Below are 15795 nucleotides of genomic sequence, written 5' to 3'. Positions count from 1 at the left end.
CCGCTCGCCGGGCACGGCTCAGGCCTTGCCCGGCTCCCACATACACAATCGAGAAACCAGAGGGGGAACGCACCTGATGCCCCATGACACGCCTTTGATAGCGACGATCGTTATCGGGTTATGCCTGGCCTTCATCTTCGGTGCGATAGCCACCCGTCTGAAAATTTCTCCCCTCGTCGGCTATCTTCTCGCCGGTGTCATTGCCGGCCCTCACACGCCGGGCTTCGTGGCCGACCAGGATCTTATTCTCCAGCTTGCCGAAATTGGCGTCATCCTGCTGATGTTCGGCGTGGGCCTGCATTTTTCCCTGAAGGATCTTCTTTCCGTCAAGGCCATCGCGGTTCCCGGCGCGCTTGCACAGATCGCAGCCGCCGCAGCCCTTGGCACCGGCCTTGGCCTCGCCCTTGGCTGGGATGTGCAGGCGGGCCTCGTTTTCGGCCTTGCTCTTTCGACGGCCAGTACGGTCGTGCTTCTGCGCGCCATGCAGGAGCGCCGCCTGATCGATACAGAGCGCGGGCGCATCGCCGTCGGCTGGCTGATCGTCGAGGACCTTGCAATGGTCATGGCGCTGGTGCTGCTTCCGGCAGTCGCCAGCGTTACAGGCCGCGCAGAAGGGTCGGCGGCGAGCGATCCCATCGTTTCATGGCTTGGCCTGGGAATTGGCGGCATCATCCTTCTCACCATTGCCAAGGTTGTCCTGTTCGTCGCGCTGATGCTGATCGTCGGCCGCAAGGTCATACCGTGGCTTCTCAATGTCGTGGCCCAGACCGGGTCGCGTGAATTGTTTCGTCTGGGCGTGCTGGCCATCGCGCTGGGCGTGGCTTTCGGTGCGGCGCATCTGTTTGGCGTTTCCTTCGCGCTGGGGGCATTCTTCGCCGGCATGGTGATGAGCGAATCCGAACTCAGCCATCGGGCCGCGGAAGAATCCCTTCCGCTGCGCGATGCTTTCGCGGTTCTGTTCTTCATCTCCGTCGGCATGCTGTTCGACCCGATGAGCCTGCTTCGCGATCCGCTGCCGCTACTTGGAACACTTGCCATCATCCTGATCGGCAAATCGGTCGCCGCGTTCTTCATCGTCCGCGCTTTCCGCCGCCCGGTCAGCACGGCACTCACCATTTCGGCAAGCCTTGCGCAAATCGGTGAATTCTCGTTCATTCTCGCGGGGCTGGGCGTCAGCCTCAACCTTCTGCCACCAGCGGGGCGCGACCTCATTCTCGCCGGCGCAATCCTCTCGATCTTCCTGAACCCGGTCATGTTTCTTGCCGCCGAACGCATGCGGCCATGGATCGAAAGGAAAAGCAAAGGCGAGACGGCAATCGGTGAAAGCGCCGGGACAGAACCCAGCATTGCCGATCCCGAGCCATTGCCGCAGACTTTGCTGACCGGACATACGATCCTCGTTGGCTACGGCCAGATCGGGGCCCGGATCGCCGCGGGATTGCAGGCTGAAACCACGCCTTTTCTGGTCATTGAAGATTCGCCGAAAATCAGCGCATCGCTCAAGGAAAAAGGCATCGAAGCCATTGCAGGCAACGGATCGGATGCCGACATATTACAGGCGGCCAATCCGGCGGCGGCAAGAAATCTGGTCATCGCCATACCCAATGCCTTCGAGGCCGGACGGGTCACTGCATTGGCCAGGGCCGCCAATCCGGAAATCAGCATTATCGTACGGGCCTGTTCGAAGGCAGAAGCACACTATCTGCACGATCTCGGTGCAGATTTCGTCGTCCTGGGAGAAGAAGAAATCGCCGCCGCCATGGCGAAGGCGATCGGAACCGGGATCAAAACAAAAAACGTGGAAACCCAATCTCCGACCGATACAACGGAGACGATGTCGCAAGACGGTTCGACCGATATCGAGGGCAAAAAGGGGGATGATATGAAGCATGAAGGCATGGTGGCCGGTTGATGAAAACGAAGGATTACATCTGGCCGGTCATAGGCATTTGCGCAGTCGGTGTTTCAGCCTGGCTCCTCTATCGCGAACTGCGCAGCATTTCGCTCGATGACGTTCTGGACAGTCTTTATGCCATCCGCGCCCATCATTGGGTGCTGGCGACAGCATCGGCGCTTCTGGCCTACAGTTCGCTTGCGGGCTATGACCGCATCGCGCTCCTGCACCTCAAGCGCAAGATTTCCTGGCTCTTCATCGCGCTGTGTTCCTTCACCACCTACGCCCTATCGCACAATATCGGCGCCTCCGTCGTCTCAGGCGCCGTGGTGCGCTACCGGGCTTATTCCTCGCAAGGCATGCCGGGCAGCGAAATCGCCGTTCTCATCGCCTTTTGTTCTTTCACATTCATTCTCGGCGTCATCATAACATCCAGCATCGTGCTCCTGCTGGAGCCGCATATTCTCATGCGCTTCAACGAGGAACTGACACCGACCGTCTCTATTGTCATCGCGCTTTTGATGCTGGCGTTCGTGCTGCTTTATGTCTTCGGGAGCTGGCTGCATTTGCGTCCGCTTCAGATCGGCAAATTCCGGCTTGAATATCCTCGCCTGTCGGTCGTCGCGCAGCAATTGATCGTCGCGCCGCTGGAACTGATCGGTGCTGCGGGCATCATCTATTTTGCCTTGCCGGAGGCCGGCAATCCCGGCTTCCTCATCATTCTCGGCATTTTCCTGGTCTCATTCTCGGCAGCCCTCATCTCGCATGCTCCCGGCGGTCTTGGCGTTCTGGAACTGGTTTTCCTGACCGGCTTGCCGGATATGGATCAGGCTGACGTGCTGGCTGCGCTGATCGTCTTCCGGCTGCTCTATCTCCTCATCCCCTTCGCGATGTCGCTCGTGGTGGTGCTCGTGTTCGAGAAATCGCAGTTTCTTCTGCGCTGGAACGAAAAACAGCAGAAATGACCAGCCATGCAGGACGGAGTATAATTTTCATTTAATCGCCCGAAATTGAATTGTTTTTCCTTAAAATGACGGCTTTTGCCGCCTATCTTGGAACCAGTTTCGCAAGAGCGGTTCCGGTTTAAACGGAATCGTCGGAACCGCTCTATCTATTTGTTTTCACGCATTATCCGACGCAAAACCGCTTCGCACTTTTGCTGGAAATGCTCTAGGAATGCAAATCGCGAAACGAAGTGCCCTCCCAAGGCTTTAATCCAAGAGGAAAAACACATGCCTGCGACATTGATCATCCCCGGCTACAAGGGATCGGAAGCAGGCCACTGGCAGCGCCAATGGTTGCATGACGATCCGTCAGCATTGCTCGTCGAACAGGACGACTGGCACTTTCCGGTGCTATCCGACTGGATGCACGCGCTGGAAGCCAAACTCGCCGAAAATCCGGGCGCGGTACTGGTCGCCCACAGCCTCGGCTGTGTGCTCGTCGCACATCTGGCCAGCCGCCCATCGGCCGCCCATGTGGCAGGCGCTCTTCTCGTGGCGCCGGCCGACGCCGAAACCATGGCCCGCAGGGACAGCCGGTTCAAGAGCTTTGCTCCGCTGCCCCGCCATGAATTGGGTTTTCCCTCCATCGTCGTGGCAAGCCGCAACGATGAATATATGAGCTTCGCCAAGGCGGAAGCACTTTCCCATGTGTGGGGATCGGGTTTCGTCGATCTCGGCCATGCCGGGCACATCAACGTGGCAAGCGGGTTCAACCGCTGGCCGGAGGGGATAATCCTGGCATCCTCCCTCCACAGGGAACCGGTAAACAACATGCTATCCCAGGCAGCGTGACCGCAAGCCGTCCATTCCTCGAATGGGCGGCTTCTTTTTCAAGCCCCCTGCCTGCGCTCGAGCAGAACCTTCAAAACCAGTGTCAGAAGCGCGATCAGCGCCAGTGTAGATGCGGCTGCGAAAGCACCGGCGACATTATAGTCGTTGAACAGCAGTTCCACCTGAAGCGGCAGCGTATTGGTCTTGCCGCGAATTGCGCCCGAAACGACCGACGTGGCCCCAAACTCCCCCATGACGCGCGCATTGCAAAGCACGGCGCCATAGAGCAGTGCCCATTTGATATTGGGCAGGGTGACATAGAAAAAGGTCTGCCAGGCATTGGCGCCAAGCGTCAGGGCCGCCTCCTCCTCATCGCTCCCCTGCACTTCCATCAGCGGGATCAGTTCACGCGCCACGAAGGGTGAGGTCACGAAAAGGCTGACAAGAAAAATGGCCGGAACCGTGAACATGATCTTGATGTCATAGCTTTCCAGCAATGGTCCCAGCAGGCCTTGCGATCCGTAGAGAAAGAGATAGGTCACGCCCGCCACGATGGGCGAAACGGAAAAAGGTATTTCCACGAAGGTGATAAGAAGCCTGCGGCCCGGAAAGCGGAATTTCGTCACCAGCCACGCCACACAGACACCGAAAGCCATGTTGATCGGCACAACGACGATCGCGGTCAGCACAGTCAGCCGCACCGCATGAAGCGTGTCCGGCTTCACTATCTCGCTGAAGAAGACATCGATCCCCTTGCTGAACGCATAGGAGAAAATGACGGCCAGGGGCGCGCCGATGCAGATCAACGACAATCCGGCGGCAAGCCCGATCAACAGATTGCGCAGCGGGCCGGAATTTCGCGCCTGCACGCCTGCGCTAACGTTCTGCATAACGAAGCTGCCTTGCCTGAATGATATTGGTCAAGAGAAGCATGACGAAAGCCGTAACCAGCATCACGAATGCAAGTGCGGCCGCGGCCGGATAGTCATATTCATCGAGCCGGATGAAGACCAGCAGCGACGTCACTTCGGTTTCAAAGGGAAGATTGCCCGATATAAAGACAATCGAGCCAAATTCGCCAAGGCTGCGCGCGAAGGAAAGCGATGCACCGGCAAGGAACGCCGGAAAAATGGTCGGCCAGATGATATGCGCGAATATCTGCCAGGAACTGGCTCCAAGGCTGCGGGCGGCTTCTTCCACATCGGCGCTCATATCTTCCAGCACCGGCTGAACCGTGCGAATGACGAACGGGATGCTGGTGAAGAACATCGCGATCATGATGCCGAGCGGTGCATAGGCAACCTTTATCCCGATCGGTTCCAAAAACCGCCCGAACCAGCCATTCTGGGCAAAGAGCGTGACGAGCGCCAGGCCCGCAATGGCGGTCGGCAGCGCAAAGGGAAGATCGACGGCAGCATCGATCAGTCGTTTGCCGGGAAACGCATATCGGGTCAGGACCCAGGCCAGCAGAAGGCCGAACAAGCCGTTGAACACGGTTGCAACCGCGGCAGCGCTCAAGGTGATTCGATAGGTCGCCAGCGCCCGGTCTGACGTCACAATGCTCCAGAAATCGGCCCAGCCGAGGCTTGCCGTCTTCAGGATCATGGCCAGAAGCGGAAGGGCGACGATGACTGTGAGATAAAGCAAGGTGCAGCCGAGGGTCAGCCCAAACCCCGGCAGCACCGAATTCCGTTTCATGCTGAGAAGCGCCACTGGATTTTTCCAAAAAGCAGGCGATCCCGTCAAGGATCGCCAGTTGCCCCCGTTTATTTGCCGGTGAAGATCTGGTCGAGCACTCCGCCTTCGGCGAAATGTTCCTTCTGGACCTTCGCCCAGCCGCCGAAAGCGTCTTCAACCGTCACAAGACGCACATCCGGATAGATATCCTTGTGCTTTGCGATAACGTCCTTGTCATGCACGCGGTTGAAGTTCTGGGCCAGGATTTCCTGGCCTTCCGGCGAATAGAGATAATCGAGATAGGCTTCGGCAATCTTGCGCGATCCGCGCTTGTCGACCACCTTGTCCACGACCGTGACCGGAAATTCCGCCAGCAGGCTGACTTCCGGCACGACGACATCATATTTGTCGGGTCCGAGAACTTTTTCGGTGCCGCGTGTTTCAGCCTCGAATGTCACCAGAACATCGCCAATGCCGCGCTCGGCAAAAGTCGTCGTTGCGCCACGGCCGCCCGTATCGAAAACGGGAACATTCTTGAAAATCTTGCCGATGAATTCATGCACCTTTGCCTGATCACCCTTGAACGCTTCATTCGCATAAGCTGTCGCGGCCAGGTAGGTATAGCGCGCATTGCCCGAGGTCTTCGGATTCGGGAAGATCACCTTCACGTCGTCACGCGCCAGATCGTCCCAATTCTGGATGTTCTTCGGATTGCCCTCGCGAACGAGGAAGGCCGGAAAAGAGTAATAGGGCGATGAGTTGTTCGGCAGCCGCTTCTGCCAGTCGGCCGGGATCAGATTGCCCTTGTCGTGCAGGACCTGCACGTCAACCACCTGATTGAAGGTGACCACATCCGCTTCAAGACCTTCCAGAATCGAACGCGCCTGCTTAGACGAGCCTGCGTGGGATTGATTGACCGTCAGATCCTCCCCCGTCTTCGTCTTCCAGTCGGCAATGAAGGCCTTGTTGATCTGCTCGTAGAGTTCCCGCGCGATATCATAGGAAACATTGAGGATTTCCTTCGGCTCCTGCGCCTGAACCGGTGCGGCGCCAAGACCGAGAGCCACCGCCGCATATAGAATAATTTTTCTCATTAGACCCATCCCCACCACGCCATTTGCGAAAAGCGCGCTAATCTGGATTGATTTCGGAAAACAAATCTAACGGGAGTAGAAACAAAATCAATCTAAATCATTGATTTAAATATATAAACTACTTTTTGTGGCGATAGTGGAACCTGCGCCCAACCCAAACGGAAGCATGAGAATATAATTCTCATGTGCAGCCCAACCATGAAAAGAAATACAAAAGGCAGGAGACTGCCGCCTCCTGCCTTCAAACCTTTTTGCCTGTCCGGATTTACCAGAAACCGCGATGCTGCCAGCACCAGAGAAAATTATGCTCGCCACGCTCCAGCCGATTGCGGCGGCGGGCGGCAATCTCTTCCGCATTCAACTTCATCTCGCGCCAAGGCTGCTCCAGAAAGGCCGGAATACGCAAAAACCCAGCTTTCATTCTCGCTGCGAGCAGTTGAACGGTTCGCTTCATGCCAAGCCTCCTCATGCCTTACGCTCAAATATTGTCGCGCTTTCGCCGCAACAATGAACGACAGGTTAATTTTGAAGGCTTCGGCGCTTTTGTCAATAACCTACTTATTTTATCGGAGTTAACGGTATGAAATAATTTGCGAGCCTATCAGCCCGACCCGCAAATTCATTCCGGTTAAACCTCGTAATCGGCTGAGGGCGCGATACGCACCTTTCCGACGTGACGGCCATTCATCGTTTCGATCTTGAACTCCAGACCATCGGCGATGAAGCATTCCCCGCCCAGCGGCAAATGCCCCAGATGCCAGAGAACATAGCCTGCAAGGGTCGTATAGCGATCACCGTCATCCACCAGATCGCGCTCCAGAAGGCCGCTCAACCGGCGGATATCGGTAAAGCCATCCACAAGATAACCACCCTGCCCGTCCGACTGCGCAACAGCCGCCTCCTCGTCCTCATCCGGGAATTCGCCGGCAATGGCTTCCAGAACATCGGTCGGCGTCACAACCCCTTCGAAGGAACCGTGTTCGTCCACCACCACGGCAATCTGAACCGGTGAATTGCGCAACTGCTCCATGACACGCAACACATTTGCATTTTCATGCACGACAAGCGGCGGCTTTACGGTCTTGTCCCAGTCGATTGATTTTTTATCGGCGATATCGAGCAGCAGATCCCTGACAAGCGCCACACCGACGAATTCATCCACCTGACGGCGTGCAACGATGACGCGCGAATGCGACAGTTCGCGAATGGCCGCATGGAGCTCCGCTTCGTCCTCATCGAGGTCAAGCCACTCGATCTCGTTGCGCGGAGACATGATGGAACGCACAGGTCGATCGGCCAGATCGAGAACGCCGCGGATCATCTCTTTTTCTTCCGGCAGGAAGACGTCACTCGCCGCCGTCTGCTGGGCAATCACGTCAACCGTATCGGAAAGCGGGTTTTCGCCACGGCCACCGCCAAGCAGGCGCAGAACGGCGCCGGCCGTGCGCTCCCGCAAATCGTTGGTCGTGACCAATTTTTCGCGATTGTGTCGCGACGTCTGGTTGGCCGCTTCGATCAACACCGAGAAGCCGATCGCCGCATAGAGATAACCCTTCGGAATATGAAAACCGAACCCCTCTACGACAAGACTGAAGCCGATCATCATCAGGAAACCGAGACAGAGGATGACGACGGTGGGATGCTTGTTGACAAAATCCATCAGCGGCTTCGAAGCAAGCATCATCACGCCGATGGCGATCACGACAGCGATCATCATGACCGGCAGATGCTGAACCATGCCGACCGCCGTGATGACGCTATCAAGCGAGAACACGGCATCCAGAACGACAATCTGGACAATGACCTGCCAGAACACGGCATGCACGACCCTGGAGCTTTTGGGCCCGTGATCCCCTTCCAGCCGCTCATGAAGTTCCATGGTGCCCTTGGCAAGAAGAAACAGACCACCGATCAGCATGATGATGTCCCGCCCCGAGAAGGACATGCCCATCAACGCGATCAATGGCTCGCGAAGCGTAACGATCCATGAAATCGAGGCGAGCAGCACCAGACGCATTAGAAGGGCCAGGGCAAGGCCGACCAGCCGCGCGCGATTGCGTTGATGCGGGGGCAGTTTGTCGGCCAGAATGGCGATGAAGACGAGATTGTCGATACCGAGAACGATCTCCAGCACCACCAATGTCACCAAACCTATCCAGGCATTGGGGTCGGCAATCCAGTCCATGGACCAGTCCATGATATGTCGGCTCCTTTAAAGATCAGCAGAAACGGGAATTGGAAATTGCATCGCAAACGATTTGTGACCGGGCCGCGTTTTGCGGTCCAGTCTCGAAATGGCGAAGCTTATCGGGAATTGTTCAACATGCGATAAGCCCGAACACCCCTCCGGGGCACTCGGACTTCGGGAAGACGAATCGTCAGAACTGTCGTCGGGCATAAAGCGCGATGAACCTTATGTAAGATGTCTGCGAGGCGTATGCCTCAACAAAACCGATTGTCATATGGAACATATGATCCTGTTATTAAGCAGACTGACGCCAGCCGCACAAGAGGCCGATCATTCCGCTGGCGAAACCTGAACGCGGCGCTTGCGTTCCCGCCGCGGACGGGATTTGAAAAAGCGCACGCCGATGACCGTCACGATGATGGTGACAACCGTGATTCCGACGGCAAACCAGAACATATGGTCGCCGTCCATCTTGGCGAAGAGGCCCGCGCCACGCCCGGCCAGCCATCCCGGAAGAAACATGACGGGCGCCCAGACCAGCGCCGAGAGCACGTTGGCGGTCTGGAAGCGTGTCTGATCCATGGACATCATACCGGCGACCATCGGAACCGTGCAGCGTATAGGACCGAAGAAGCGTCCCAGAAACACCGCCGAAAAGCCATAGCGACGGAACAGCAGGCGCGCGCGCGCCACGCCGCTGCGATGCTTGTTGAGCGGCCATTTGTGGATGATATTGCGGCCCAGCCACCATCCCAGGAAATAGGAGATGATATCGCCGATCACAGCGCCGATGATTGCGCCGATGATGACGGGAATGGGTTCGATGATTCCCGCGCCCACAAGGCCGCCAATGGCGATCATGATCGGGGTGGCCGGAATGAACATCCCAATAATGGCGAGAGATTCGCCAAAGGCGATAGCGCCCACGATAGGCCCAGCCCATGCCCGATGATCGGAAATAAACTGTCCGAGATCGCCTATTATGCTTTCCATTCCGTCCTCAAATGTCGCGAACCGGATTTTGAAACGATGAGTCGCTTCTGTTTTCTTCGGCAAGGGCAACCCGGTGCATAAAGCGCCTTGCTCACTGTTTGTGCTCCGCGTCGCAGCCCTGTGCACAAGCGACGACAGCTACTTTTCGATCAAGTCTTTTATATGCCGAAGCTTCTCAGACAAGCATCAATAATTGATGACATGGCTGCGACATTTGCAGCGTATCTTCCGTTCCCGAACGAATCCTCCCCGCCGGACGACTTGAACCGGCATTGCCGAATATGGAGCCGCCCGGTCCCGCTTACAACGCCGGAACAGTGAAAAATGAATCAAATCAGGAATTTTTAGTTCCTGATTCTCCGGAGCACCGTGAATGGATGCAACCAGAATGGGTGCGCACAGAGAAAGACACCGGTAACGGGCAAAGATGAAATTCCAAAACACCCGCATTTCCGGGCTTTTTGCGCAAGCTGTCATTTTTTTCAGAAATTTTGCAGTTGGAGGCTGGACAGGTGGGAAAGAGGCCGTTATAGAACCGCTCACTTCACCGGGGCCGCTGCCTCGGCAAAGCGAGTGGGTGATTAGCTCAGTTGGTAGAGCAGCTGACTCTTAATCAGCGGGTCGTAGGTTCGATCCCTACATCACCCACCATTTTCTCTTCTGAAAACAAACGCTTCCGCTGATTACCGATCGAGACCGATCGGACGAAACCTGTCCCATCTCATTGAACATACACTTCAGCGCCGCCTGCCCTTCGCGTGCTTTTGAGAACGCCCTGGCCTCCTCCCGCCATTTCCCTCCCAATACATTACCGATAATTAATTGGCCTATTCATATGCGGTTCATCTAAAAAGATAGACATTACTCACACGCCAATTATCGGCGCCCCTGTAAAAGAGTAATGGAGTCAAATAGCCATGAAGTCCAATACCGCATTTATCGCTGTAATTGCAACATCCTTGCTTGCCGCACCCGCATTGGCACAAGACAATAGCAATGCAAATACTGATAAACAGGCAGCAGAAACGACTGTTGCACCGAGCAAGGACGTAAAGGGCAAGCGCGGCCCCATCGATCTTCAGAAATTTTCACGGATGGATGACCTCAAGGCCGCTGACACCAACGGCGATGGCGTTCTTTCTCGTGACGAAATCGAGGCGCTTGCACAAAAGCGCATTGTAAGCCGCGCTGCGGATCGCATGGAGCGTCGTCTGGATATCAATGGCGACGGCAAGATCACGCTTGCGGAAATCGAGAACCAGCGCAAGAAGGAATTCGCCGCGCTGGACCGAAATGAGGATGGCAAGATCGATCGCAGCGAAATGCGCGCTGCAAAGATGCAGCATCACGCCCGGGGTTCTCATCACAAGGGCCACCACAAGGGCGGCGAGCACAAAGGTCCGATGAAGAGGCAGGCAGAAAAGCCACAGCAATAGTCCCAAACAAAAACCCGGGCTCACTGCCCGGGTTTAAACATTGAGGTCAATGGCGCCATTCAGGAGCGGATAACGCCTTTCTTGAAAATGATATTGCCATAGAGCCGTTTCTCACCGGTACGGATGATCGCAAAAGCGTCGCGCGCACGGTGATAGAAAGCAAACCTTTCAATCGGATCGACGGAAATCTTCCGTCCTTCCGCCTTCTCGATGACCGCTTCAAACTCCTTGAAAATCGCGGGCGTTTCATTGGGCGCCTGCATCACAGCGGCAGGCTTGTCGACAAAATCGTCCAAAGGCAGCAGCGACAGAACGGCTTCAGCCATATCCGTTGCAGTGATTCCCGGAAAATCGAGCACATGCACCCCGGAGGATTGCGCCGGATAATTGGCATCGACGATCACCAGATCGTCACCATGCCCCATATCTGCGAGAACCTCCAGCAGCGAGCCTGTCAGCAATGGATTGATACTCTTCAACATAAGCAGCCTGTTCCCATCAAAGTCCGGTCACGTCACACTAAACAACTCCCAACTGCCCCCGCAAGATGCAAATTTCACTCCCATCCCAATGAAAAACGCCGACCAAAGGCCGGCGTTCACAAACATCGATGGATAGCCGATTATTCCGTCCTGGCTTCGATATCGACTTTATCGAGCAGAGTAACCGGATTCTGGGATGCCGCTAACACGTCAAGGGCGCCAAGACCTTTTTCGGCTTTCGATTTGACCGTCAGCTCGAAGATGTTCGGCTTTGCGAGGAAGGTGGAAAACGCCGTCACAACGTTCTGCAACTGCGGTTGCTCATCATTCAACCCTTGCAGGAAGGCCGTCGCGAGCGAAGACACCACATCACGTACATCTTCCTCTGTCATATCATTCTCTTCGGCATAGAGTTGCATCCCTTTGGCGATGATGCCGTAATCCTGAATCTTCAGATTCACTTGCCGAGCCTTGAGCCCGAGCAAAGCGACTTGCATCATCACCTTATCGCCTGAGAAGAATTCCTTGGTCAGACCGCCCATCAAACCCGACATGGATATGGCGGCCATATCCTTTCCGCTGATCGAGATATCCTTGATGGTCAGGTTCTGGCTGGCTTCATCCCAGCTTGCCTCAAAGTTGGAAGACATTGTGAGACGATCATAGCCACGTCGCTGAAGCCGTTGGTAGAATTCGTAACTGTCGTCCTTTGGTAACTTAACCGACAAATCTTCGTAAGCGACGCGCACATCGGTCGGAATGCCATTGTAAGGCTTGTTGAGAGCGACCTCATAGCTCTTCATGGTAAACTGCATGCGCTCCGGCAGCGAAGGAACCGCCGATTCTTCGGCTATTGCCTGATCCGGATCGTCCGCGTTTTCCTCAACTGCGTTCACGTCTTCGGATTCGTCATACGGCAGGTCGACATCGACCCCCACGACCTGAAGCGTGCCGAATTCCGGAAGCATGGTCGTGAAAGGGAAGTTTTCAACTTCCTCTTCCCTCAGTGCCGCAAATTTTTTCAGTGCTTCAACGGAAGTTGCCCAGGAAAAGCCCTTCAAGGATGCTTCTTCCATTTTCATGTAGTCCTGGCCTTCGGAGATCGCCAAACCCTTGATGGTCGCATCCATCTTCTGATGGTCGAAAGCAACCGCAATGCGTTCGATGCCACCCTTGCCCTTCGTTGCGTCGGCAGGCTCGATCTTCATGCCGAGCATTTCAACATCACCCTTGCCGATGGTGTCGAACAGGGAACTTATCTGGAGAATGAGCTTGCGCGTTTCTTCCGGTGAAAGCTCGTCAGCATTCTCGAAGGACTGAAGCTTCTCCATGGTTTCGGTGAACGGCACGGCGGGCATACGCGCCGTGAAACCGTTGCTGCGAATTTCATCATAGCTGAAGCTCGCATCCTTCGTCTTCATGACGATATTCTTTGCGGAAAACGGACCATAAACCGGCTTTGCTTCCTTGTCGTCCGGGCCTGCCTTTTCGGTATAGAGACGGGCGAGAAAGACACCATCAATGTCTTTGCCTTCTGCCGCGCCCATAGTGCCTGTCATCTTGTCAGTGACTTTTTCGCCATCCTCGCCCGGCAGCTGGATCGTGAAGTCGAAAGCCGTGCCGCCGACCGTATAATGAGCAACCTTACCAAGATTGATGCCTTCCAGCGCAACGTCCTTGTAGACAACGTTCTGTTCGTTATTCGCCACAGCCTGGATGAGCCTGATTTCCGGTGCGGTCACGCGCTTTGCCGAGAACCGGCCAACACGTTCCGGCAGCGTCAGACCGCTATTGCCGAATGTATCCTTCAGCATGGCGCTATCGAAATTAGCGTCTTCAATCGCCACGCTTGGAATGGAAATCTTGTAGTTTCCGATCTCCGTATCGATGCCCGATGCATTCAGCATGCCGGTAAGGAACAGAAACTTGGGACGACCATCGACCGCAGCGATACGAACATTGGCACCATCCTTCAACGGCAAGGTAACATCGCGCAGGTGAATGCGCCCAAGAAAATCGGCTTCGACCGAAGACGCCGCGCCGCCACGCTTTTCAAGCTGCGCGGTAATGGTCTTCTCAAGCGTGATCTTGTACCCGGCCAAACCGGCGGCAGCGATGGCAATCACCGCAACAGCTGCCCACAGCGCCTTGCGCCCACCCTTGCGGGTTCCGTTCTTTGCCTGCTCCACGATGCTGGTCCTTTCAGCGCAAATTAAAACGGTGTCTGTAAAAGCCATTGCCTGAGACGAATTCGCAGACGAAAAGGAGGCTTCGACATCGCGTAAATACGGCTAAAACAACGGCTTGAAACACATAGCCTGAATCGGTCAGGCAGACAGATGCTCTAGCTACCTGAAATTGCAAGCGCAAGCAGGGTCGCAAAAATTTCTCACTATATTTTATGGTTTTCTCAAGCGATACTCGAACAAGGAAACGCTCATAGCAATCGCGTTCCCGTTGAAATATCTACCGGGCCATTTCAGCTTTCAAACCGGTTACTCTCCCTCCCAATCAGACACAGAGTTACTGTCATCCGCTCAAAGCGGCTGATCGGGATGGGGAGACGAACCGTAAGCGCCCCAGATGGATTGATCGAAGTTCACGATGGCGCCAGTCATCAGGCCGGATTCCTCCGAAGCCAGAAACGCTATCGCGCGGGCAACTTCGGCCGGATCGATCAGCCTGCCGAAAGGCTGGCTCTTCGCTGCTTCATCAAGCCAGTTCTCCGACGCATTATGAAACGCCCGCTGGATACGGTCTTCGCCATCCGATGCCATCCAGCCGATATTCAGGCTATTGACGCGGATGCGGTTACGCAGCACCGAATAGGCTACGTTACGGGTCAGTGTGTCCAGCGCCCCCTTGGACGCACAGTAAGCTGCGATGAAAGGCTGCCCGCCCATGGATGACATCGACGAAATGTTGACGATCGTTCCCTCAACCTTATCGCGCCGGAACAGCTTTATCGCTTCCTGAATAAGGAAGAATGGCGCCCGCATGTTGACCGCAAACAGACAGTCGAACAGTTCCGGGCTCGTGTCCAGAATGGTGCCGCGATCCGTCAGACCGGCAGCGTTTACAAGCACATCAAGCCGTCCAAACACATGGTCGGCTTCGGCCACGATCTTGCGGCAGTCTTCCACCCTTTCAAGATCGGCCTGCACGAAGACGGCTTTGGCGCCAAGACTTGCCAGTTGATCGACCTGCGCTCGTCCTTTTTCAACCGAGCGCCCGCATATGACGAGACCTTTTGCGCCTCTTTCCGCAAACAGTTTCGCCGTTGCCGCTCCAAGCCCCTGGGTGCTTCCGGTGATGACTGCAACTTTGCCGCTGAATTGCCCACTCATTCCAAACTCCGAAATCCTAGAGCATTTTCGAGCCAAAAGCGCGAAGCGGCTTTGCGCCGGATAATGCGTGAAAACAGATAGATAAAGCGGCCCCGACAATTCCGTTTAAGCCGGAACCGCTGCCCGTCAAACCCTGCCGCCCAGTTCCGCGGTCAGATCGGCGAGTTCCTGCCCGCCCGCCATGAGGCTTTGCAACTCATCCATATCCACGTCGCTTTTTGTGCGCGTTCCCAGCGTCACACCGCGGTTGAGAACCGTGAACTTGTCACCGACCGCATGGGCATGACGGACATTGTGCGTAATGAAGATGACACCCAGCCCGCGTGCGCGCACCAGATTGATGTATTTGAGAACCATCGCGGTTTGCCGCACACCAAGCGCTGAGGTCGGCTCATCGAGGATCAGCACCTTTGCGCCGAAATAGACGGCGCGGGCAATCGCCACACATTGGCGCTCACCGCCGGAAAGCGTTCCCACGGCCTGTTGCGGATCGCGGACATCGATCCCGATCTTGCGCATTTCCTCGCGCGTTACTTCTTCGGCCTGCTGCGTGTCGAACCAGCGGAACGGGCCGACACCTTTCGTCGGTTCGCGTCCGAGGAAGAAATTGCGCATAACAGACATCAGCGGGATCATCGCAAGGTCCTGATAGACCGTGGCAATGCCATGATCGAGCGCATCGCGCGGGCTGTTGAAAGTGACGGGTTTTCCCTCGACCAGAAACTCCCCGCTGGTCGGCTTGTGAACCCCGGACAGCGTCTTGATCAAGGTCGATTTACCGGCGCCATTGTCGCCAAGCAGGCAATGCACCTGTCCCGGTTCGACGCTCAGCGAAACGCCGTTCAGCGCAATGACCGGACCGAAATGTTTGACGAGATTGCGGACTTCGATGATGGGGGTCGTCATGGC

The 15795-nt window shown here is 55.8% G+C and carries 14 protein-coding genes and 1 tRNA gene; 5 read left to right on the top strand and 10 right to left on the bottom strand.

The features are described from left to right. Window positions 1-76 precede the first annotated feature (76 nt). The 3 genes from ybaL to AVM02_RS03175 all read left to right on the top strand — a co-directional run bounded on the left by ybaL (window position 77) and on the right by AVM02_RS03175 (window position 3690). The gene (ybaL, locus tag AVM02_RS03185; RefSeq protein WP_411505577.1) at window positions 77-1912 is read left to right on the top strand and encodes a YbaL family putative K(+) efflux transporter; all 1836 of its coding nucleotides are present in this window, start codon (window positions 77-79) and stop codon (window positions 1910-1912) included. Further along, the gene (locus AVM02_RS03180; RefSeq protein ID WP_411505576.1) at window positions 1912-2859 is read left to right on the top strand and encodes a lysylphosphatidylglycerol synthase domain-containing protein; all 948 of its coding nucleotides are present in this window, start codon (window positions 1912-1914) and stop codon (window positions 2857-2859) included. The genes ybaL and AVM02_RS03180 overlap by 1 nt, the downstream gene beginning before the upstream one ends. A 267-nt stretch (window positions 2860-3126) precedes the next feature. After that, window positions 3127-3690, top strand: coding sequence for an alpha/beta hydrolase (locus tag AVM02_RS03175; RefSeq protein WP_411505575.1), 564 nt, complete (start codon window positions 3127-3129; stop codon window positions 3688-3690). Between the two features lie 38 nt (window positions 3691-3728). Here the strand turns inward: AVM02_RS03175 and cysW are convergent, their stop codons facing one another. The 6 genes from cysW to AVM02_RS03145 form a co-directional block, all read right to left on the bottom strand. After that, window positions 3729-4559: a sulfate ABC transporter permease subunit CysW gene (gene cysW, locus AVM02_RS03170; protein ID WP_411505574.1), complete on the bottom strand. Its 831-nt coding sequence runs from the start codon at window positions 4557-4559 to the stop codon at window positions 3729-3731. Then, the gene (gene cysT, locus AVM02_RS03165) at window positions 4546-5367 is read right to left on the bottom strand and encodes a sulfate ABC transporter permease subunit CysT (RefSeq protein ID WP_411505573.1); all 822 of its coding nucleotides are present in this window, start codon (window positions 5365-5367) and stop codon (window positions 4546-4548) included. Before cysT ends, cysW begins: the two co-directional genes overlap by 14 nt. A gap of 68 nt (window positions 5368-5435) precedes the next feature. Then, on the bottom strand, window positions 5436-6440 hold the full coding sequence (locus tag AVM02_RS03160; protein ID WP_411505572.1) for a sulfate ABC transporter substrate-binding protein: 1005 nt from the start codon (window positions 6438-6440) through the stop codon (window positions 5436-5438). 265 nt (window positions 6441-6705) lie between these two features. Further along, window positions 6706-6894, bottom strand: a complete 189-nt coding sequence (locus AVM02_RS03155; protein ID WP_411505571.1) for a hypothetical protein — start codon at window positions 6892-6894, stop codon at window positions 6706-6708. A 174-nt stretch (window positions 6895-7068) separates the two neighbouring features. Beyond that, window positions 7069-8637: a TerC family protein gene (locus AVM02_RS03150; RefSeq protein ID WP_411505570.1), complete on the bottom strand. Its 1569-nt coding sequence runs from the start codon at window positions 8635-8637 to the stop codon at window positions 7069-7071. 321 nt (window positions 8638-8958) lie between these two features. Continuing rightward, entirely contained in the window at window positions 8959-9621 is a 663-nt protein-coding gene (locus tag AVM02_RS03145; protein WP_411505569.1) for a DedA family protein, read from the bottom strand. Between the two features lie 575 nt (window positions 9622-10196). Here AVM02_RS03145 and AVM02_RS03140 point away from each other — a divergent pair. Then, a tRNA-Lys gene (locus tag AVM02_RS03140) sits at window positions 10197-10272 on the top strand. 266 nt (window positions 10273-10538) lie between these two features. After that, entirely contained in the window at window positions 10539-11057 is a 519-nt protein-coding gene (locus AVM02_RS03135) for an EF-hand domain-containing protein (RefSeq protein WP_411505568.1), read from the top strand. A 59-nt stretch (window positions 11058-11116) separates the two neighbouring features. On the opposite strand, the gene AVM02_RS03130 is transcribed toward AVM02_RS03135, so the two are convergent. The 4 genes from AVM02_RS03130 to AVM02_RS03115 all read right to left on the bottom strand — a co-directional run bounded on the left by AVM02_RS03130 (window position 11117) and on the right by AVM02_RS03115 (window position 15792). Beyond that, complete coding sequence (locus tag AVM02_RS03130; protein WP_411505567.1) at window positions 11117-11539, bottom strand: RbsD/FucU family protein; 423 nt, start codon at window positions 11537-11539, stop codon at window positions 11117-11119. A 140-nt stretch (window positions 11540-11679) separates the two neighbouring features. Further along, entirely contained in the window at window positions 11680-13728 is a 2049-nt protein-coding gene (locus AVM02_RS03125) for a hypothetical protein (RefSeq protein ID WP_411505566.1), read from the bottom strand. A 348-nt stretch (window positions 13729-14076) separates the two neighbouring features. Continuing rightward, window positions 14077-14886 carry an SDR family oxidoreductase gene (locus AVM02_RS03120; RefSeq protein ID WP_411505565.1) on the bottom strand — a complete coding sequence of 270 codons (810 nt, stop codon included), beginning with the start codon at window positions 14884-14886 and terminating at the stop codon, window positions 14077-14079. A 126-nt stretch (window positions 14887-15012) separates the two neighbouring features. Beyond that, the gene (locus tag AVM02_RS03115) at window positions 15013-15792 is read right to left on the bottom strand and encodes an ATP-binding cassette domain-containing protein (RefSeq protein ID WP_411505564.1); all 780 of its coding nucleotides are present in this window, start codon (window positions 15790-15792) and stop codon (window positions 15013-15015) included. Between the last annotated feature and the right edge of the window lie 3 nt (window positions 15793-15795).

The organism is Brucella anthropi, from assembly GCF_046630315.1.
Lineage (GTDB): Bacteria > Pseudomonadota > Alphaproteobacteria > Rhizobiales > Rhizobiaceae > Brucella > Brucella anthropi_A.
Note: the sequence above shows the minus strand (reverse complement) of the source record. Positions and strands in the feature narration are given on the sequence as shown.